This window comes from Rossellomorea pakistanensis (genome assembly GCF_016908495.1).
Classification (GTDB): domain Bacteria; phylum Bacillota; class Bacilli; order Bacillales; family Bacillaceae_B; genus Rossellomorea; species Rossellomorea pakistanensis.
This window is the reverse complement of record NZ_JAFBDZ010000001.1, coordinates 1,176,740-1,197,750: the sequence shown is the minus strand read 5'-3', so window position 1 is coordinate 1,197,750 and position 21,011 is coordinate 1,176,740. Positions and strand designations below refer to the sequence as shown.

General features: G+C 35.9%; 21 protein-coding genes. 17 read left to right on the top strand and 4 right to left on the bottom strand.

Going from position 1 to position 21,011, the window contains the following annotated elements; genetic code table 11:
• Positions 1-88 precede the first annotated feature (88 nt).
• The 6 genes from JOC86_RS05890 (at position 89) to phoU (ending at position 6,970) form a co-directional block, all read left to right on the top strand.
• Complete coding sequence (locus JOC86_RS05890) at positions 89-2,227, top strand: peptidoglycan D,D-transpeptidase FtsI family protein (protein WP_205170158.1); 2,139 nt, start codon at positions 89-91, stop codon at positions 2,225-2,227.
• A gap of 251 nt (positions 2,228-2,478) precedes the next feature.
• Positions 2,479-3,456 carry a PstS family phosphate ABC transporter substrate-binding protein gene (locus JOC86_RS05885; protein ID WP_205168923.1) on the top strand — a complete coding sequence of 326 codons (978 nt, stop codon included), beginning with the start codon at positions 2,479-2,481 and terminating at the stop codon, positions 3,454-3,456.
• A gap of 60 nt (positions 3,457-3,516) precedes the next feature.
• The gene (gene pstC, locus JOC86_RS05880; protein WP_205168921.1) at positions 3,517-4,485 is read left to right on the top strand and encodes a phosphate ABC transporter permease subunit PstC; all 969 of its coding nucleotides are present in this window, start codon (positions 3,517-3,519) and stop codon (positions 4,483-4,485) included.
• Positions 4,485-5,363 carry a phosphate ABC transporter permease PstA gene (pstA, locus tag JOC86_RS05875; RefSeq protein WP_205168919.1) on the top strand — a complete coding sequence of 293 codons (879 nt, stop codon included), beginning with the start codon at positions 4,485-4,487 and terminating at the stop codon, positions 5,361-5,363. Before pstC ends, pstA begins: the two co-directional genes overlap by 1 nt.
• A gap of 36 nt (positions 5,364-5,399) precedes the next feature.
• Entirely contained in the window at positions 5,400-6,212 is an 813-nt protein-coding gene (gene pstB / locus JOC86_RS05870) for a phosphate ABC transporter ATP-binding protein PstB (RefSeq protein ID WP_205168917.1), read from the top strand.
• A gap of 95 nt (positions 6,213-6,307) precedes the next feature.
• Positions 6,308-6,970, top strand: a complete 663-nt coding sequence (phoU, locus tag JOC86_RS05865) for a phosphate signaling complex protein PhoU (RefSeq protein ID WP_205168915.1) — start codon at positions 6,308-6,310, stop codon at positions 6,968-6,970.
• Between the two features lie 178 nt (positions 6,971-7,148).
• On the opposite strand, the gene JOC86_RS05860 is transcribed toward phoU, so the two are convergent.
• Both JOC86_RS05860 and JOC86_RS05855 read right to left on the bottom strand, forming a co-directional pair.
• Complete coding sequence (locus tag JOC86_RS05860) at positions 7,149-7,658, bottom strand: endolytic transglycosylase MltG (RefSeq protein WP_205168913.1); 510 nt, start codon at positions 7,656-7,658, stop codon at positions 7,149-7,151.
• Positions 7,659-7,674: 16 nt separating this feature from the next.
• Positions 7,675-8,040 (bottom strand): hypothetical protein, encoded by a 366-nt coding sequence (locus JOC86_RS05855; RefSeq protein WP_205168911.1) that lies wholly within the window; start codon positions 8,038-8,040, stop codon positions 7,675-7,677.
• A 374-nt stretch (positions 8,041-8,414) separates the two neighbouring features.
• Between JOC86_RS05855 and JOC86_RS05850 the strand changes: the two genes are divergently transcribed.
• From JOC86_RS05850 to JOC86_RS05820, 7 genes are all read left to right on the top strand, one after another.
• Positions 8,415-9,092, top strand: a complete 678-nt coding sequence (locus JOC86_RS05850; protein ID WP_205168909.1) for a DUF4912 domain-containing protein — start codon at positions 8,415-8,417, stop codon at positions 9,090-9,092.
• A gap of 96 nt (positions 9,093-9,188) precedes the next feature.
• Entirely contained in the window at positions 9,189-11,468 is a 2,280-nt protein-coding gene (locus tag JOC86_RS05845; RefSeq protein ID WP_205168907.1) for a glycosyltransferase, read from the top strand.
• Positions 11,465-12,520 carry a nucleotidyltransferase family protein gene (locus JOC86_RS05840; RefSeq protein WP_205168905.1) on the top strand — a complete coding sequence of 352 codons (1,056 nt, stop codon included), beginning with the start codon at positions 11,465-11,467 and terminating at the stop codon, positions 12,518-12,520. The genes JOC86_RS05845 and JOC86_RS05840 overlap by 4 nt, the downstream gene beginning before the upstream one ends.
• A 6-nt stretch (positions 12,521-12,526) precedes the next feature.
• Entirely contained in the window at positions 12,527-13,138 is a 612-nt protein-coding gene (locus JOC86_RS05835; RefSeq protein WP_205168903.1) for a hypothetical protein, read from the top strand.
• 62 nt (positions 13,139-13,200) lie between these two features.
• The gene (gene rpmG / locus JOC86_RS05830) at positions 13,201-13,350 is read left to right on the top strand and encodes a 50S ribosomal protein L33 (protein ID WP_064091498.1); all 150 of its coding nucleotides are present in this window, start codon (positions 13,201-13,203) and stop codon (positions 13,348-13,350) included.
• A 209-nt stretch (positions 13,351-13,559) separates the two neighbouring features.
• The gene (locus tag JOC86_RS05825; protein WP_205168901.1) at positions 13,560-14,123 is read left to right on the top strand and encodes a 5-formyltetrahydrofolate cyclo-ligase; all 564 of its coding nucleotides are present in this window, start codon (positions 13,560-13,562) and stop codon (positions 14,121-14,123) included.
• Entirely contained in the window at positions 14,116-14,898 is a 783-nt protein-coding gene (locus JOC86_RS05820) for a DUF92 domain-containing protein (RefSeq protein ID WP_205168898.1), read from the top strand. Before JOC86_RS05825 ends, JOC86_RS05820 begins: the two co-directional genes overlap by 8 nt.
• 128 nt (positions 14,899-15,026) lie before the next feature.
• Here JOC86_RS05820 and JOC86_RS05815 read toward each other — a convergent pair whose 3' ends face one another.
• Positions 15,027-15,206, bottom strand: coding sequence for a hypothetical protein (locus JOC86_RS05815; protein ID WP_205168896.1), 180 nt, complete (start codon positions 15,204-15,206; stop codon positions 15,027-15,029).
• A gap of 203 nt (positions 15,207-15,409) precedes the next feature.
• Here JOC86_RS05815 and JOC86_RS05810 point away from each other — a divergent pair, with 203 nt between their 5' ends.
• Positions 15,410-16,951 (top strand): rhomboid family intramembrane serine protease, encoded by a 1,542-nt coding sequence (locus JOC86_RS05810; RefSeq protein WP_205168894.1) that lies wholly within the window; start codon positions 15,410-15,412, stop codon positions 16,949-16,951.
• Positions 16,952-17,224: 273 nt separating this feature from the next.
• Here the strand turns inward: JOC86_RS05810 and JOC86_RS05805 are convergent, their stop codons facing one another.
• Positions 17,225-18,100, bottom strand: coding sequence for a hypothetical protein (locus JOC86_RS05805; RefSeq protein ID WP_205168885.1), 876 nt, complete (start codon positions 18,098-18,100; stop codon positions 17,225-17,227).
• Positions 18,101-18,236: 136 nt separating this feature from the next.
• Between JOC86_RS05805 and JOC86_RS05800 the strand changes: the two genes are divergently transcribed.
• From JOC86_RS05800 to JOC86_RS05790, 3 genes are all read left to right on the top strand, one after another.
• Positions 18,237-19,697 (top strand): spore germination protein, encoded by a 1,461-nt coding sequence (locus JOC86_RS05800; RefSeq protein ID WP_205170155.1) that lies wholly within the window; start codon positions 18,237-18,239, stop codon positions 19,695-19,697.
• An 87-nt stretch (positions 19,698-19,784) separates the two neighbouring features.
• The gene (locus JOC86_RS05795; RefSeq protein WP_205168883.1) at positions 19,785-19,991 is read left to right on the top strand and encodes a YqgQ family protein; all 207 of its coding nucleotides are present in this window, start codon (positions 19,785-19,787) and stop codon (positions 19,989-19,991) included.
• An 11-nt stretch (positions 19,992-20,002) separates the two neighbouring features.
• On the top strand, positions 20,003-20,965 hold the full coding sequence (locus JOC86_RS05790) for an ROK family glucokinase (RefSeq protein ID WP_205168881.1): 963 nt from the start codon (positions 20,003-20,005) through the stop codon (positions 20,963-20,965).
• Positions 20,966-21,011 lie beyond the last annotated feature (46 nt).

Sequence of the window (21,011 nt, the reverse complement as noted above, 5' to 3'; positions counted from 1 at the left end):
TAGAATAGAAATAGGATTTTACATATAGGAAGGATTGTACGTTTTGAATAGAAATAGGAAAAAGAAAAGAACGCATGTACCAACTAGAATGAATCTTCTTTTCTTTGCAGTTTTTTTGTTATTTTCTTTACTCGTTCTACGACTCGGTGTAGTTCAAATTGTAAGTGGAGAGGAATATAAAAAAGAAGTAGAGCGTACAGAAGATGTAGTTGTTGATACAAGTGTACCTCGAGGGAAAATTTATGATCGGTACGGAAATGTTGTTGTGGACAACCTTCCATTAAATGCGATCACATATACTAGAACACAATCTACTTCACAGGAAGAAATGTTAAAAGTCGCAGAGCAGCTTTCGACATTAATTGAGAAAGAGACAAAAGAAGTGACAGAAAGAGATAAAAAAGATTTCTGGATAATGAAGCATCCTGAAGAAGCAGAAGGAAAGGTTACGGAAAAAGAAAGACAAAAACTTTTAAATAATGAAGAACTATCTGAGGATCAAGTAAATAGTGAAATATATCAACTTACATTGGATCGTATCTCAGAAAAAGAAATAAATTCATTGACAGCTGAAGATATAGAGGTTCTTGCTATCTATAGAGAATTTACAAGTGGGTATGCATTAGTACCTCAAATTGTTAAGAATAAAGACGTTACAAAAGAAGAGTTTGCAAGAGTTAGTGAGCATCTTCAAGATTTGCCTGGAATAAACACAACAACGGATTGGGAGCGAACCTATGCCTTTGATAAAACGTTACGCTCCATTCTTGGCAATGTTTCTTCTTCAAGAGAAGGACTCCCTAGCAATCTAGTAGACTATTATATTGCACAAGGGTATAAAAGGAATGACCGCGTAGGTAAAAGTTATATTGAATTACAATACGAAGATGTTCTTCAGGGACAGAAAGAAAAAATCAAAAATATTACAAAAGATGGAAGTGTTCTTGATTCAAAGCTCATTCAAGAAGGGCAGAGAGGAAAAGATCTAGTACTAACTATTGATATGGAGTTACAGCAAGAAATCGAAAAAATCGTCGAAGAAGAATTAAAAAAGACGATGAGTCGAGCAGATTCACCTTATACAGATAGAGCGTTTTTTGTTCTCATGGACCCAAATACAGGTGATATTCTTGCAATGGTAGGAAAAAAATATGCAAAAAACCCCGAGAATGGTAAATATGAAATTCAGGATTATGCATTAGGGACTTTTACAAGTTCTTATATTGTAGGGTCTGCAGCAAAAGGGGCTACAGTATTAACAGGATATATGACGGATAATTTAACTCCTGGTGAACACTTAATTGATGAACCTCTTTATATTAAAGGAACTCCAAAGAAGGGCTCGTGGTTTAACAAATACGGACCGGCAAAGTCGATATCAGATGTATTCGCTCTAGAAAAATCATCGAATGCTTATATGTGGAAGTTGGCATTAAGAATTGCTGGAGCACAGTATACACGAAATGAACCCATCAATAACTATGATCCTGGTGCATTTACTATTATGAGAAATCATTTTGCTCAATTCGGATTGGGTGTCCCTACCGGCATTGATCTTCCAGGTGAGTTCGTCGGATATAAAGGAAATACGAAGAATCCCGGTTATTTATTGGATTTTGCGATTGGTCAATATGACACTTATACACCGATGCAGCTGGCACAATATGTTTCTGTCATTGCTAACGGAGGAGCAAGAATTCAGCCTCATGTGATGAAAGAAGTAAGAGAGCCTGTAAGCAATAGTACAGAATTAGGGCCAATTATATATGAAAAAGAAGTTAATGTATTAAATCGAATTAATGCTACCCAAAATGAAATTAAACAAGTTCAAAAAGGATTTTATCAAGTCTTTCATGGTTCAGATGGAACAGCTGCTGATGCTTTTCATGATGCTGAATATGTAGCAGCAGGTAAGTCTGGAACGGCAGAGGCCTTCTACTATGATCCTGAAACAAAGAAAAATAAAGAGACTTACAATACAACATTAATTGGTTATGCGCCATATAATAATCCAGAAGTCGCGTTTTCAACTGTTATTCCTTATTCACATCAGACAATAGACCCAGCAATAAATGAAGCAATCTCAAGAAGAGCTTTAGATAAGTATTTTGAACTGAAAAAGAAACGAGCTAAACAAGGATTAGATCAATCAAAAGTAACGAAGAAAGTCGAAAATTTAGAAAAAGTAGAAGAAATTCAAGAAGCGGCTAGAGAAGAGAATGAATAGAACAAAAGTAGGTTGGCCTTAATCAAAGGTCAACCTTTTTTTATGCATAAAATGTAGTTTTAGGAAGAAAATATTATAAAGGTGATCATTACTGTAGTAAAGCGGTTTTTAATGAAAAAATGGAAGTGATTTTATAAAAAAAATGTCGAATTTACAAAAGCTTTACAAATAGTTAAAACCGAATTAACACTTATCTATTAATCTATAACTCGTAGGACAAAACAACCAAATTTCTTAGGGGGAATTTAGGAATGAAAAGCTTTAAGTATCTAGCAATGTCAGCAATGATTGGATCCGCATTAATGTTAGCGGCATGTGGAACTGATAACGCAGAAGGAAACAACGGTGGAAATGGTTCGAAAACTGAAGAGGCTGGAGATAAGCAGCTTCAAGGTGAAATTAATATTGATGGTTCTTCTACAGTATTCCCAATTGCAGAAGCAGTTGCAGAAGAATACATGTTATCACAACCAGAAGTTAATGTAACAGTTGGACTTTCAGGTTCAGGTGGAGGTTTTGAGAAATTAATCGCTGGTGAAATCAAGATTAGTAATGCTTCTCGTCCTATTAAAGAAGAAGAAAAAGCTGCTTTAGAAGAAAAAGGCTTAGATTATACTGAACTAGAACTAGCGTATGACGGGCTTTCAGTTGTTGTGAATAAAGAAAACGATTGGGTAGATCATCTAACAGTTGAAGAGTTAAAGAAAATGTGGGTTGATACTGGAAAACCTATCAAGTGGTCAGATATTCGTGAGGGATGGCCAGATGAAGAAATCAAGTTCTATTCTCCAGGTACTGACTCTGGAACATATGATTATTTCAATGAAGTAATTCTTGAAGATGCACAAATCAATAAAGGTGCAACATTATCTGAAGATGATAATGTACTTGTACAAGGAGTTTCAGGCGACAAGAATGCTATTGGTTACTTTGGATATGCTTACTACCTTGAAAACAAAGATAACTTAAAAGTTGTTCCTGTTGATGGTGGAGAAGGTCCTGTTGAACCAACGAATGAAACCATTGAAAGTGGAGAGTATGCACCATTATCTCGTCCTTTGTACACTTATGTAATCAATGATGCGATTAAAGAAGATGATGCGATGCATGATTATACTAAATTCCTTCTTGAAAACGCTGGTGTAATGGCAGAAGAAGTAGGATATGTATCACTTCCTGAAGAAAAATATACTAAACAACTTGAAAAACTAGAAGAGCTTCGTAAATAAAGGTGATTTTTTAAAAATAGAACAAGATGAGAAGCCGATTTTTACGCTTCTCATCTTGTTATGTTAGTGAAAGGGGTTATTTCATTGGCTTCAAATACTTCAAGAACATTGTCTGTTCAACAGATGATTGAAGAAAAAAGCAAAAGAGGAACATCTCATACAATTGAGAAAATCGTTCCAGGGGTCTTGTTTTTATTAGCAGCCGTTTCAGTACTTACGACAGCGGGTATTCTATTTACACTGGTGTTTGAAACATTTACATTCTTCCAAAGGGTTTCAATTGTTGAATTTATTACTGGGAAGGTATGGTATCCTTTCTCTGAAACAAATGGAGAATTTGGGGTGTTGCCATTAATTGTGGGAACTTTAAAAATTACGGTTATTGCTACAATTGTAGCTGTACCAATTGGGCTAGGGGCAGCCATTTATTTGAGTGAATATGCTAGTGATCGGGTTCGAAGAATAATCAAACCGATATTAGAGGTTCTAGCAGGTATTCCGACAATTGTTTATGGTTTCTTTGCCTTAACCTTTGTCACTCCCGTATTAAGATCTTTTATGCCATCATTAGAAATCTTTAATGCTCTAAGTCCTGGTATTGTAGTAGGGGTAATGATCATCCCTATGGTTGCATCACTTTCAGAAGATGCGATGGGATCAGTTCCAAATTCCATTCGAGAAGGGGCAATTGCACTTGGTGCAACTAAATTTGAAGTTGCGATCAAAGTGGTTTTACCAGCAGCTATTTCAGGAATCATTGCATCAATCGTATTAGCGGTATCACGTGCAATTGGTGAAACCATGATTGTAACAGTTGCAGCTGGTTCTACACCGACTTTCGATATGGACATTATGGGCTCTTTACAAACAATGACGTCTTATATTGTACAGGTTAGTACAGGAGACGCCGGATACGGAACAACAATCTACTATAGTATCTATGCAGTAGGATTTACATTGTTCCTATTTACGTTATTGATGAATATGTTGGCACAATATATTTCTAAAAGATTTAGGGAGGAATACTAATGAGATTCATTAATCATGATGAAGTTACGAAAAAAATGTCTTCCCGAATTCTATTTAATAACTTTTTTAGAAGTCTATTCTTTGTAGCGACATTATTCGGGTTACTTGTCCTTGCAATCCTTCTATATCGGATATTCACTCAAGGGTATGGTTTTCTAAGCATGGATTTCCTACAGAACTTTCCGTCTCGTATACCTGAACGAGCAGGGATTAAAGCTGCGATAGTCGGATCCGTCTGGATGATGGGGGTTATTGCTCCAGTTACATTTGTACTAGGAGTAGGAACTTCTATTTATTTGGAGGAATACGCAAAGCAAAATAAAATCAATCGTTTTATTCAAATTAATATTTCGAACCTTGCGGGGGTACCATCCGTTGTATTTGGCCTATTAGGTTTAACGATTTTTGTAAGAGCATTACTACTAGGAACGAGTATTCTAGCTGCAGGCTTTACCATGAGTTTGCTCATACTACCTGTTATTATCGTCGCATCACAGGAAGCTATCCGCTCAGTCCCGTCTGAACTAAGGGAAGCGTCATATGGTATGGGTGCTACCAAATGGCAGACGATTCTTAGAGTGGTGCTCCCAGCGGCAATTCCAGGGATTATTACAGGGGCAATTCTTGCATTATCGAGAGCAATTGGTGAAACGGCTCCATTAGTTGTAATCGGAATACCGACATTTATTGCCTTTTTACCAAGTTCAGTAATGGATATGTTTACTGCTTTACCGATGCAAATTTATAACTGGACATCAAGACCGCAAGAGGAATTCCATCAGTTAGCAGCATCAGGAATTATCATTCTGTTATTACTATTACTGATTATGAATACAATTGCAGTCATAATCCGGAATAAGTTCCAGAAACGTTATTAATTTATTGGCTTTTACAGGATGAAGGAGGCTTTTTAAATGCAAATTACACTAGAAAGAAATTCAGCTAAAAATAAATCAGGTAAAGAAACAAATAAAAAGGCTGTATACAAAACAAATCAACTTAATTTATGGTATGGAACAAATCATGCTTTAAAGAACATTGATTTAGATATTCGTGAAAATGAAGTAACCGCCATAATCGGTCCATCGGGCTGTGGTAAGTCTACATTTATCAAAACACTAAATCGCATGATTGAGCTTGTCCCAAGCGTGAAAACTTCAGGGGAAATTCTTTATCGTGAAAAGAATATCTTTGGAAAAGATTATCGTGTGGAATCTCTTCGTACAAAAGTAGGGATGGTTTTTCAAAAGCCAAACCCATTTCCTAAGTCTATTTATGATAATATTGCGTATGGACCAAGAATTCATGGTATTCGTAATAAAAAAACACTTGATCAAATTGTTGAGAAAAGCTTACGCGGTGCAGCTATCTGGGATGAGGTTAAAGATCGATTAAAAGAAAATGCTTACGGTTTGTCTGGTGGTCAGCAGCAAAGAATCTGTATTGCTCGATGCTTAGCTATTGAGCCTGATGTTATCTTAATGGATGAACCAACATCGGCACTTGACCCGATCTCAACCTTAAAGGTAGAGGAACTGGTTCAAGAATTGAAAAAGGATTACAGTATTATTATTGTTACACATAATATGCAACAGGCTGCACGTATTTCTGACCGAACTGCATTCTTCTTAAATGGAGAAGTGATTGAATTTGATGAAACCGATAAGATTTTCTCGAATCCATCAGATAAACGTACAGAAGACTACATTTCGGGTAGATTCGGATAATAAAAAATAGAAATAAGAATAAGAGGATTCCTATGAAGTTGATGAGGAATCCTCCTTTTTCTAAAAAAAGAAAATAATCATTTGGAGGGTTTATAATGTCTGCTGTACGTGTTCAATTTGATGCCAATCTAAAGGAATTACAAGATAAACTAATGGAATTAGGTAAACTTGCAACAGTGGCCTTAGAAAGAAGTATACAAGCTATAGAAGCGCAGGACATTGATCGTTGTTTAGAAATTATTGAAGATGATCAAAAAGCGGATCAATTAGAGGAAGAAATTAATGATCTTGCTATTCTCTTAATTGCAAAACAACAACCAGTAGCAACCGATTTACGAAGAATCATTGTAGCTATAAAAGTTGCAGCGGATTTAGAAAGAATTGCCGATTTTGGAGTGAATGTCGCAAAGTCTGCTATTCGTATTGGAAAAGAGCCCCTTATTAAACCAATTAATAATATTAAAAAAATGTATTCACTAACACATGAAATGATCCAACTTACACTAGAATCATTTGTAGAAGAAGATATAATAAAAGCAAAGCGAATTGCGGACATTGATGACCAAGTTGATGATTTATATGGAGAAACCATTCGAGAATTATTAGAAATGAATAAACAAAAGCCAGAGCATACAGCTCAGATTACTCAGTTATCCTTTGTATGTCGATATTTAGAAAGAGCAGCTGATCATACAACAAATATTGCTGAAGGAGTCTTTTATTTAGTAAAAGGGCGTCGATACGATTTAAATGAATAGTGTTTAAATGACAAAGTTGACCGTTTACATTTGGTCAACTTTATTTTTAATCTTGTTAAATCGTCTAGTTTCAGTGCTTATCTTCTAGAGGTCATAAGCCGAGCCATGAAGGCTTCCTTCATGGCTCAGTATTAGTAATTTCTGCCGAGATAAGCCTTAAACTAATCCTTCTAACCTCTTAATTTGTTTTGGTAATAATTTTGGCAATTTGATCGATGGTCATTTCAGAATTGACTTCATATTCACCAATCTTAATTTGCTCAGCATAATGCTTATCTGCTAAATAGTCACTCATTTCATCTGAACTCTTTATAATCTTGCTAGCTGCTAACTTATCACTAATTTGGACAATGTTCATTCCTGAAGTGATGCTGAGGACGGCTTGATATACTTTCGGTTCCTCTTTTTTGACTGTTTCTTGCTTTTGGTTTGGCTCTTTTTTAGTATCTGTTTTCTCTTCTGTTTTTTCTTCTTGTTTAGGAGCTTGTGCTAACTGTTCCTGTAATTGTGCTATTTGTTTTTCATTTGCTTTTGCTTCTTTTTCTGAAAGAACGGTATATCCTTCTTTTTCTAATAACGCAATGCTCTCTTTTGCATCGATTTCGTAAAAGAATTGCTGATAAACAAATAATATAAGACCAGCTAAAAATAATCCAAAGGCAATACTGCGAGTTGATTGCTTACTCATACTTTCTCCTTTCTTACTACTTAAGGCTATTAATAATTTTTTCTACTTCAAAAGTAGATAGTGCAGATTGTTTAGCGATTTGGTCAACATGTACTCCTTGTTGATGGAGGGAGATGACCTGATTTTTGACAATCTCATGAATTGGCTTTTGCTTTAAATTATGTTTGGTATCCGTATGTACTTTTATAGATTCACCGTTTTCTACAAGAAGTTCTTCTTCTAGGACTTTCAATCTTTTCTTAATTTGATAGTTTTCCTGAAGATAATTAATTGAAACTTCTTCTACTTCCTTCTCAAGTAGTCGATAGCGGTCTTTTTGAATAAAAGATAACGCAAACAGTAATAAGCTGACTCCTAATAGTAAGATCGTAATTGTATTCATTTTCTTCACCCCATACTTAAATCTATTCATATTTATAGCATACATAAAGAAGGAAGACTAGAATGATTCTATTTTTTAAATAAAATTTAATAGTATTAAATTATCAAATTATTTTGAATATAATGTCGAGTCTGGGATTAAAATAGGATGAAAACTTGTCGTAAATGCTCTTTGTTTTGAAATTTCAATGAAATTCATAAAAGAAATAAAAATTTTTTGTTAATCTGTCAAAGGTTAGCGGCAATACAACAATAACCGACAAAATGCGTTTATTGTAGGTTTTTAGTTACGATGATACCATTAAGATATAATCTAAATCGTCATAATTTTTTGATAGAAAACATAGAATCTTTAATTTAGGTGAGGTGAAAGAAGTGCTTGAGAAAATTATTGAACTTCGTAAGGAAGGAATGTCCTTTCGGAAGATCGCAAAGGAACTTAATTCTACTGTAGGAAAGGTTCAGTATCAGTGGGTAAAGCACCAAAAACAAATTTCTATCGAACCAGAAAAACAAAAGGAAGAGATGAAGAGACCGACTCCTAAGAAAAGGTCTGGGGTATTAAAAGCGAAGGTTAAGGGTATTCGTAAAGATATATCCCTCAGAACGGAAATACAACAATTGTTTACGAGTCCAAAAAGATTATTTATTTATTGGAAAGTACCTGAAAAGATCTTAAAAATGGTTTTAGAACAATTTCAAATTAATCGAAACGAGATTAGATATTTCTTGCGCTTGTATGATGTTACTTCCATAGAATTTAATGGCCATAATCATCACAGTACATTTGACATGATCGTTCCTGAACACGCAAACAATTGGTTCATCAACGGCTTAAAATCTAATAGAAGCTATTGTACAGAATACGGGATCATCTTACCGGATGGGAAGTTTTTTAGTCTTTGTCGTTCTAACGTATTACATACTCCAAGAATGGAGGACAAAGTAGAATATCACAGCATGAGGGAACTAATAGAATTTGAAAGTGGGCAGGTTGAAAAACCACAATGGGTAGAACATGTTAGTACGTATTCTTATTATGTTAGGAATTAGGTGTTTTTGTTCTCATCGTATTGGGCCACTTTAGGCTTGGAATAATGTAATAGGAATAACCAAAATGATTGATCAAAAACACTAGGAGGGACGGTTGTGAACAGTTGTCAGAATGTCGTTATATTGCCTACGCATTTAGGTTTTTCTCCATTAGAATGCAAAAAAAATGAATCCGACACATTAGTGGAACGAGTATTAGAGGAATTTCTTGAGGTAGTTGAATTATGTGAGCACAAACAGGAAACGAAGCTCATGGTCGTTTCCCCTCTTATTTTAGAGTGGCTCATAACAGATGATTTTAAAGAGCGGGCCAATACTTATTTTAAAAATAAACTATCAGAAAATCATCAGCTTCAAAAATCCTTTTCTCAATGGTTGAATTGTCAAGAAGATATACCCGCTGCACTCCAAAAGTTACAAGAAAATCAAAAGCTAATCATCGTTCCTACATCTTTAAGCCACTTTCCATTAACACATTTACTCACAGACACTGGAATTGATATTCAAATCAATGGAGCAATTTCGATTTATGAAAAAGTATTTGGAAACAAACCTAAAGGGTTCTGGTTACCTTATTGTGCATACTTACCAGGATTAGATTTGTATCTTACTGAAAACGGAATTGAATACTCATTTATTTCTAGCTACTCCTACCAATTTAGTGAAAAAGAAAAGGATGAGAACATGATTCTTCGTACTCCAAGAGGATTGAAACTTATTCCTCTAGAGAAGAATCAAGAAAATGGAAACTACTTTCTACAGACTAATTCTGGCAGTGAGCCATTCCATTTTAGTGAAGAAATTTGGCTTTCACATCCTACTTCATTATCAAGGGTTGGATTTGGTTATCTGGAGATGGAGTTAGAAAAGACTTTATTTTCCGATGAAGAAATAAAGCAATTAATGGTTATTCATGAAATGGAAAGGAATTTAAAGAATGCTAGTCTAACAGAATCAAGTTCATCACGATTACTTCACCAATTAGTTACAGAGTGGGCCCATTATTTGCTCATGTATCAAAATGATGATGAAGTCTCGGTATCATGTAAACAGGCATTTCAAAACATATACCAATATATTAAAAAGAATGATAGCGATTCCCATTTTGTGTCATATAGAGAGCAGTTCACATCACATCCTTCTGCCTTGACATTCGGTCAGTGGCAGAATGATAAAAAGGTTAAAGAGAAACGAGAGGAAGCAGAAGCGATTCTTTTATTAAGCTGGGAGTATCCTCCATATATTGTTGGGGGATTAGCGAGACATGTACATGATCTGTCTAAAGCGCTAGTAAAAAAAGGTAAACGAGTCATTGTATTAACAACCAAAAATGATGAAGGATTACCTTATGAGGTAGCTGATGGTGTTGAGGTTCATCGAGTACACCCTTTACAGCGATTTGAGGAAAACTTTTTAAATTGGGTGGCACAATTAAACTTGGTGCTCTTTGAAAAAGCTGTAGAATTAATCAATAGTGAAAAAATCGATGTTATTCATGCTCATGATTGGGTAGTAGGAATGGCAGCAATCAACTTAAAAAAGAATTTCTCTATCCCATTAATAACCACTATTCACGCAACAGAACATGGCAGAAATAAAGGGATTTATACAGATCTTCAAATGAAAATTCATCAGCAGGAAGAGAAATTAATTCATGCCTCGAATCAAATTATTGTGTGTAGTGAATTTATGAAACAAGAAGTTCAAGAAGTTTTTCCTTTAGGAGAAATTCCGCTTAATATCATTCCGAATGGAGTGAATATTTGGGAAGTTGAGAGAGGTTCGAATAAGTCTAAGCATGAATCCGGCAAACGTTTTTTTCTATCCATAGGCAGAATGGTTAAAGAAAAAGGTTTTGACACTTTAATTGAAATGGCATCAATGGTCAAAACGCAATGGGATGGACAATTTTTGATTGCAGGTAAAGGACCACTTCTTGAGCATTACCGACAATTGGTGAAGGAAAAGAATCTAGAAGATTATATTGAATTTATCGGGTTTATTGATGATGACAAACGGAATGAGCTTCTTGAAAAATGTGAAGCCGTTATTTTCCCAAGTGTCTATGAACCATTCGGTATTGTTGCTCTAGAGGCAATGGCTGCAAAGAAAGCTGTAATTGCATCGAAGACTGGGGGGCTAAAAGGGATTGTACAACATGGTCATGCTGGTCTTCTATTTGAACCTGAAAATCCAGATTCTCTGAAATTTCAAGTTGAGTCAATCCTTCAGGAAGAAGGCTTGAAAGAAAGGTTAGGGGAAAGTGGATATAAATTGGCTCAAATGTTATTTAGCTGGGAGCGGATATCTGATCAAACGCTTAAAGTATATGAAGAGGTTTCCTTGAACAAGAAAATGGAAGGATCCTATTTATGAAAGGAGTCATATTAGCAGGGGGAGAGGGAAAGAGACTCAGACCCTATACCCTCAAAACGCCTAAACCTATGGTTCCCATTATGAATAAGCCCGTTATGGAATATAGTATTAAGCTATTAAAAGAATTTGGGATAACCGATATTTTTATCACCATCTTTTATAAGGGGGAAAGCATTAAGAATTATTTTCGAAACGGTGAAGAGTGGGGGGTTAATATTACTTATTTAAACGAGTATAAGCCATTAGGATCTGCTGGTGGGATTTTTAAGGCTAAAGATTTACTTGATGAGCCCTTTATCATCATAAGCGGAGATGCTTTCACAAATCTTTCCATAGAAGATGTAGTGAATTTTCATAACCAGAAAAAAGCACTAGTGACCATCGTTTCAAAAAATGTTGAGAATCCATTAGAGTATGGAATTTGTCATAGTGATGAAAATGGAAAGTTAGTTAGCTTTGTTGAAAAACCTAATGATTATAAACTTGATGTTCAACAGGTTAACACAGGCATTTATGTTATGGATCCAAGGGTGATACGTGAATATCCTTTTTTGGGGGAAACTGATTTTAGCAGGGATGTTTTTCCAGCGCTCTTAAGAAATAAAGAAAGAGTATTTGTTTATAATACACCTGATTATTGGAGAGATATTGGGAGTCCTGACTCTTACAGAAAGGCGAGAGAAGATTATTTAAGAGGCTATGTGACAGAGGTACTAGATTACCTGCCTGACTCGGACTGGCTAGAAAATATCGAGTCGCTAAATGGTGAAACAAATCCTCACAATAGTAAATATATTACAAGATTATTAGCTCCTTGCCCATCTTACAAGAAACAAGAAGTTCTAGATTTACTCTTTCAAGATCAACACGATGGCCGATATTCTAATCGTCCTGAAGAAATATTCATTTCTCATTGGAGCGGCGGCTGGACAAGAATAATAGATGAACCTTCAAAGGGGTTTATTATTTATTCAAAAGCTTCTCGAAGAAATTTGGCAAAGGAATTTGCGAATTATTATTTAAAAAAAATTAAACAATGGCAAAAGGTGTAGAGGCGTATGAGTATAAATCTATCTCAACCAATCAATCGTGATAAAATGACCAGGAACCTTTTCTCTTGTGAAGTATTTGCATGGATGAAGCAGAGCCATTGTCATTCATTGAAGCAAGTGAAAGAAAATACAATTTGGCATGGCTTTGAGATTGATATAGCTACTTCTTATTATAAAGATATCCAGCGAAATTCATTTAGGATCTGTAATACATTAAACACGCACCAAAGGTTAAAGCTGTTTTACTTATTAGAATTTAATCGTGAGGAAAGGAACCATATAAGCTTTACCTCTCCTAAAAGTCATGCAATATGGAAATATTCTTCTTCAACAACATTAGTTGATCTATCGTTACAGGAAGGAATTTTAGTAAGGAAATCACTCTATCCATTAACAGATCAAGGCGTTGAAATGTGGAGAGAAACCTTGAAAAGCGGTCATTTAGCCTACCAGCCATTACTAAAGGGACCTTCTATTGCCGTATATAGCCTTGATATCTTATTAAAACCAAACGAGTCTATAGAAGGAACAGTCTTTGCGATACAAAATGTCTGCAGGGATCAAATTAGAAAAATCCATTATGGGATGAAAAACAGACTAGCATTTCCCTTCAAATAATGATATTATATAAAGGTCGTATGAAGAGATGAAGTTTTACGAATGTTTGGAGGGATATAACGATGCGTGTAAACATTACTTTAGCTTGCACTGAAACAGGTGAGCGTAATTATATTACTACAAAAAATAAACGTAACAACCCTGATCGTTTAGAGCTTAAAAAATATTGCCCTAAATTAAAACGTGTAACATTACATCGCGAAACAAAGTAAGCAGCTGGATTATCTCCGCTGCTTTTTTTGTTGTTTTCTCGTAAACATGTTGTCATAAAAAAAGGGGTTGGTTTCCACTCCAACCAACCTTTTTATAAAAACTTATGTTCTTAAAAAAAAATAACCTATAGAAAACAGCCATTTAAAAAGGGATATTTGAACATGAAGACGAAATGATATGAAACGATGTCAGAAAGCAGGTTGAACTTATGAATAAAAAACAATTTAGAGAAGCGCAAATCAAGCTCATGTCTTCCATGTCTAAACAGGAATACGAGCAGAAGTCATATGAAATAACAAGAAGGTTATTCGCGTCCAATCAATGGAAAAAAAGCAATGTGATTAGCCTTACGATTTCAAACTTTCCTGAGGTTCATACATGGGATATAGTGAAAAGAGGCTGGGAAGAAAATAAACAAATAGCTGTTCCCAAATGTATTTCTTCAGATAAAACAATGGATTTTCGTACCATTACTTCATTTACTCAACTTGAAAAGGTTTATTTCGGCTTACTTGAACCAATCCCATCTAAAACTGTAAGTGTAACCTCTGATGAGATGGATTTAGTCATTGTACCAGGTCTCGCCTTTACACGACACGGATATCGTTTAGGCTTTGGGGGCGGGTACTATGATCGTTTTTTAGAAAACTACCGTGGAAGCACAGTCTCACTCGCCTTTAAGGAGCAGGTCGTTGAATCTATTCCGATTGAATCCTTCGATCTTCCTGTTCAGTCAATTTTATCAGAAGCAGAGGATATCTCCTGTGAATGAATTTACACCAGTTCTCTATATATTTATTGTCTTGATTAGCGCTTTAGGCTGGTATTCATCCAATCTTTCTTTATCTGGTGCGTTCTCAGCTTCTGTTGTAGGGATAGTCATTGGTGCTGCTTTCGGCTGGGATGGGTTGATTATTTTAGGGGTGTTTTTTGTTTCTTCTAGCTTTTGGTCAAGATTCAAAAAGGGGCAGAAGCATGCGATCGACCAGAAATTAGCGAAAACCTCTAAGCGTGATTGGCAGCAAGTATTTGCAAACGGTGGTCCCGCTGCCATTTTTTCCATTCTTTATATGGGAACAAATGAATCTAGCTTCTTTTTTGCTTTTCTAGTCTCTATAGCAGCCGCCAACTCTGATACATGGGCTTCTGAAATCGGTCCATTAAGTAAAGGAAAACCATTTTCTCTTAGAACTCTTAAGAGAGTAGAGAAAGGTACCTCAGGGGCCATTTCATTGGTAGGAACGTTATCCAGTCTACTAGGTTCTATTGTTATTATCTTGTTTTCATACATAATGGCTCCATCTATGACGATTGATGAGATCATCATCCTATCATCGTTAGGGTTTCTTGGAAGTATAGTGGACACAATGCTTGGGGCTTCCGTTCAAGTCGAGTATCAATGTTGTCGTTGTGGAATGAGAACGGAAGCAACAAATCATTGTTCTTTTTCAACGGAGAAAGTAAAAGGCATCGTACCTGTAAATAATGAAGTAGTTAATTTTGTAGCTTGTACATTGCCAGGACTGTTCGTCTTAATCATTTATTAGTGAAAAAGAAGAGGCACTGTCCAATAAAAAGATGTCAGGAACCACAACTTAAATATATAGAAGAAATCTTTAGGGACATCTCCTATATGGAAAAGCATAGTGGTTCCAATCTCTTACTAACAACCCTCTTACGAACGAAATGAGCTCTGAAGAAATAGGGAACGGACTCCAGGGATTTTCATCGAAGCCCCCACGACTGCCTTTCGAATATAAAAATTACCAAGTAATACATTTAATAAACGATAGCGATTACGATAACACATATAGAGAAATGTTCCAACTGTAAGCCATTTTAATAATCCATTCATCATATATCAACCTCCTACTTTTATTTTGTGAAGTATTTGCTTTTTTATCCTTATTATAGAAGAAATGATATTCATTAATTTATGACGTTGGTAACATTTCTGATCGTTTGAATATCTTGATTTAGTACCTATTTACTTTCATTTTAGTTAGTGCATCAGTATAGTAATAAATATAATTGACTTAGAAGAAAGTGGAGGATAAAGTGAATTTTCGGTTGAATTATTTATTTTGGAGAATCGCATATGCTCTCGTAGTTGAAAAGAAATATCGAATCATTACACTGTCTAGCAATCATCAGGAGCTTTGGTTGGAGAATTTTTCAGAAAAGAAAGCGCCGCTGATTCGGTTACTTCGATACGATTTGGATTGGGGTAATTGGGTGAAGAGGGATATAGAATTAACCTCACTTAATGCTGAAAAAATCAGAAAGAGCTTTGGGAAAAGGAATCTATCTGTTACAAATGTTTATGTTAGTCAATATCCGCCAGTGGATGATTACGAACATTTTTTTAGGGAGCCATATGTATTTCCTAATACAAAGAGAACGGACGTACACTCGTATCTAATTGATGAATCGAATGGGCAATCAAGAACAGAAGGTTTTCTTTCACTAATTGATGATACAAAGGGTATGTGGAGCCTAAAAGAAGAATATAGTGACACTGAAGTCCAAGTATTAAAGGAAATGGTCCTTACAAATGCGAGCAAACAAGTTGAAAAAGAACGCTCACTATTTAAAAATGGGAAACCCTTTTTTACGAATTTCTTTATTGTTGTTCAGTTAATCATCTTCGGACTCTTAGAGATGAATGGTGGAAGTCAAAATCCAGAAACTTTAATCAAGTATGGTGCAAAGTATAACCCGCTGATCCTTGATGGTGAGTGGTGGAGGTTCATTACGCCAATCTTTCTCCATATTGGATTCTTACATTTACTCATGAATACATTAGCTCTCTATTTTCTTGGTAGTGCAGTGGAAAGAATTTATGGGCGAGGACGGTTTCTATTCATCTACCTTTTCTCTGGAATTACCGGGACACTCGGGAGTTTCGTATTTACCTCTAACCTTTCCGCGGGTGCAAGCGGTGCAATCTTTGGCTGTTTTGGGGCATTATTATATTTTGGGGCTACACACCCAGGTACTTTTTTTCGTACTATGGGAATGAACGTCATTGCAGTCATTATTTTGAATCTAATTCTAGGATTTACGATTCCCGGAATTGACAATGCTGGACATATAGGTGGTCTAATTGGCGGCTTTCTAGCAACAGGTATTGTTCACTTTCCAAAGAAGAAGAAATGGCTTTCACAAATCCTTTATATGTTTTTAAGTGCCGCCATCGTAAGTGCATCTCTTTTTGTAGGCTTTGGAGGGTTTGGCAGATCTCTGAATTCAGAGACTATTAACGGACTTGCCCAGCAAAGAATCGAGGATCAGGATTTTGAAGAAGCTGCCTCGATGCTTTCTGAAGTAGTTAAAGATGGGGAGCCGAATGCGCAAACATATTTTCTGCTTTCTTATGTGGAAATAAAGCAAGGTGATATTAATAATGCCGAAACGCACTTACGGAAAGCAATTGAAATCGAACCTGAATTCCATGAAGCCCATTATAATTTAGCATTAGTCCTGGGTGACAAGGCAGATCTAAAAACGGCATTAACCCATGCAAAAAAAGCTTTAGAATTAAACCCAAAAGAAAAAAGCTATCAACAACTAGTTGATAGACTAGAAGAACAACTTTAAAATGGGCTGTTTTCTCAATTGCTTTATTTATAATACCTTCGACTTGTTTTAAGACAGTTTTCTAAAAGAGTGTTGTTTTAAGAACATAATTTTTGTAAAAAGGTTGGTCTTTGCTGCAGGTGCGAGACACCTGCGGGAGAAGCGGGACAGGTGAGACCTTAGCAGGAGCAAGGTGACGAGGAGGCTCACTGCCCGCCACGCGGAAAACGAACATCCTTTCGCTGCAACCAACCCTTTTTCAAATAACAACAATGTTTGCAAAAACAATCTAATTTAAAAAGGTAAAGCTTGTTTTAACAGCACCGATTCTCCATCTTTTGTGGTAGTTATGACAAGTAATTCCTTTTTGTTTTTATGAAATAGTAAGAGTGGGATAGTACTTCCAACTGATTCGACAACAGTGCCATCCTGCTTTTTTATGCCAAGAAAGTAGTTTTTATATAATCCTTCCCATAAATTGCCCACAACAAATTTCCACTGCTCAGGAGTGAATCCATTTAAGGGTGAGTCATTGTATGATGAAAGTGCCGTTAATGGCATTTGGATATATTGATTTAAATCGATTTGGTTTTCCATAATCACTTTATTCCAAGAATAATCGAGTTGTTGTTTGGTGACTCGATCTAAAGTTGATTTCCATTCTTCTTCATTTTTATTACTAGGTTTTTGGAAAGTTGTCAACGGATGAAAGTTAGAGTCAATAACATATAATTGGTCTTCTGACATCTTTTGAGAACTTGTAATGTCATCCTCTGTTTCATGTATCTCTGAATAATGGAAAGAAATCGCTTCTATGAGACTGCTCTCTTTCCCTTCTACTGTTTTTTCTTCAATGATTTCATCTGTGTTTTGCTCCCATTTACTCATCTTCGCTTTCAGTATACCATTCATAAATAAAAAGCTTATATCTTGGCGTAAGTAAGCAACCTGACTCAAAGTTGAAGATATTTTCCAATCAATTTGATAAGGCTTCTTCTTGATATCTTCTAAGTTAATATTAGTTTTAGCGGATTTATAGAAAGCTTTATCATCTATAGGAAAGAAGATTATACTTTCTTTTGCTAACGGTTTATAAATCATTAGACTGGCAATGATTACGATTGAAAGAAAAGAAATCACCGGGAGTAATACCTTTATTTTTTCCTTCATAATTTTCTCACCCCAGTTTCTTAGATAGATTGTTTGGAACCATTCTATGAAACAAGCTGTCATTTTATGAATTATAAGTATGTTTTTAAGGGTTGATGTCTAGGATGGAAGATAGATGAATGGAGTGAGATTGGCTATGGGAGATCAAAATAAAAAACCAGTTTCTAAAAATATAAATGAAAATATAAATTTCTTAAAAGATGTCCTAGCAGTAGATAAAAGCTTTGATGTCATTCAGTTAGATTTGCATTATGCAGGCAGAAATATGGCGATGTTTTTAATAGATGGATTTGTTAAAGACGATATTATGCACTTTATTATGAAGCTTTTGGCGGATTTAGAAGAAGAGCAGTTAGATGGAAATACGATAGAAAAGCTATTAAAAACGTATATCCCATATATAGAAATTGAGAAGACAGATGAATTACATAGTGTTGTTGATAAGGTATTATCTGGTCCAACTGCACTTGTTGTAGATGGTATAGATGAGGTAATTATTATTGATGCACGTACATATCCGGTACGAGGTCCAGAAGAACCAGACCTTGAGAGGGTTGTTCGGGGGTCTAGAGACGGGTTTGTTGAAACGATTGTTTTTAATACTGCTTTAACGAGAAGAAGAATTCGTGATCGGTCCTTAAGAATGGAATATATGCAAATTGGACGTAGGTCGAAAACGGATATAGTAGTTTGCTATTTAGAGGATATAGCTGATCCAAAATTAGTTAAAAAGATTAAAGATTCATTAGAGAAAATTGACACTGATGCCCTGCCGATGGCGGAAAAAACGTTGGAAGAGTTTATTTCAGGGCGGCACTGGAACCCTTATCCAATGGTTCGCTATACAGAGAGACCAGATACTGCAGCAGCACATTTATATGACGGGCATGTTTGTATTATGGTTGATGGATCGCCAAGTGTGATGATTACACCCACAACCTTTTGGCATCACCTACAACATGCTGAAGAATACCGAAATAAACCATTAGTAGGGGCTTATTTTCGATTTGTTCGTTTTTTAGCAGTATGGGCGTCGATTTTTCTTTTACCATTATATTTTTTATTTGCTATGCAACCAGAGTTATTGCCATCTAATTTTCAATTTATTGGTCCGAACGAGACTGGAGAAATTCCACTGATCTTCCAATTCCTGATTATTGAAGCCGGGATTGATATGTTAAGGATGGCTGCGATTCATACACCCTCTTCTTTAGCTACAGCATTAGGGTTAGTTGCTGCACTGATGATCGGACAAGTTGCCGTTGAGGTAGGGCTTTTCGTCAATGAAGTGGTGTTGTACCTTGCAATCGTAGCTATTGGAACCTTTGCAACACCAAGCTATGAAATGAGTTTAGCGAATCGTATTATTCGCATAGTCTTATTAATTTCGACTGCTCTATTTGGTGTTTATGGGTTCGTCATTGGAGTATTCGTTTGGATGGTTTATCTCTGCAGAATTAAATCCTTCGATGTCCCTTATATGTGGCCATTCATTCCATTTAATTTCAGAGCGTTTCGTGATGTATTTATACGCACTCCAATGCCACTAAAAAACAGGAGAGCTAGATATTTACACCCTAAAGATCCAGATCGGTAATCAATCGTTCCATCCTATTCTTGTTTAGATGCTGTTTTTATTTTATACTTTAAAGGTGAATTGATGCTTGAAAGCCGGTGGTAAAAAATGAAAACGATTTATGATATTCAGCAGCTCTTAAAACAATACGGCACAATGATTTATGTTGGTCATCGACTATCTGATCTTCAATTGATGGAATCAGAGGTAAAGGATCTGTATCAGTCTCAACTACTAGAGCCAAAAGAATTTCAAATGGCTCTTTTTCTGTTGAGACATGAAATACAAAAAGAGCTAGAAAAACAAAAAAAATAGGGTGGATGAGCATGTCAGAAAAATGGTTGGTTGGTGTAGATCTTGGAGGAACCACGACAAAGATTGCTTTTTTAAATTTATATGGAGAACTCCTACACAAATGGGAGATTCCTACGGATAAATCTGATAACGGTAAAAATATTATTATCAATATTGCAAAGGCTATTGACCAGAAGCTAAGTGAGCTGGATCAGCCAAAGTCAAAGCTAATGGGTATTGGGATGGGGGCTCCTGGCCCAGTAGACATGGTCAAAGGGATCATCTATGAAGCAGTAAATCTTGGATGGGACAAGAATATGCCTTTAAAGGATTTATTAGAAGTTGAAACGGGCCTTTCTGCTGTTATTGATAATGATGCGAATTGTGCAGCATTAGGGGAAATGTGGAAAGGTGCTGGTGATGGCGCAAAAGATATTATCTGTGTCACCCTTGGAACGGGTGTTGGAGGCGGAGTTATCGCGAATGGGGATATTATCCATGGAACTAGAGGTGCAGCTGGTGAAATTGGTCATATTACGGTTGTGCCTGATGGTGGCTATCCTTGTAACTGTGGAAAGAGTGGATGCTTAGAGACTGTGGCATCTGCCACTGGTGTCGTTCGATTAGCACTGGAGGCACTCAACGATTCATCTCATAAATCCATCCTTAAAGAGGTAAAAACATCATTAACTGCGAAGGATGTCTTTGATGCTGCACGTACAGGAGACGCTTTAGCTAAACAAGTGGTGAACAAGCTTGCATTTTATTTAGGGATTGCCATCGCTAACCTAGGTAGCGCACTAAATCCAGAGAAGATTGTCTTGGGTGGAGGCGTTTCCCGTGCTGGTGATATTCTCTTAAAGGGAGTAGTGGACAGATTTAAAGAATATGCTTTTTCAACTGTTGCCAATTCAACGAAAATATCCATTGCTACATTAGGAAATGATGCAGGGGTAATCGGAGCTGCTTGGCTTGTTAAAAACAAATTAAAATAATGTAAATAAGGTTGACCTTAAAGATGGTCAACCTTATTTTATTTGA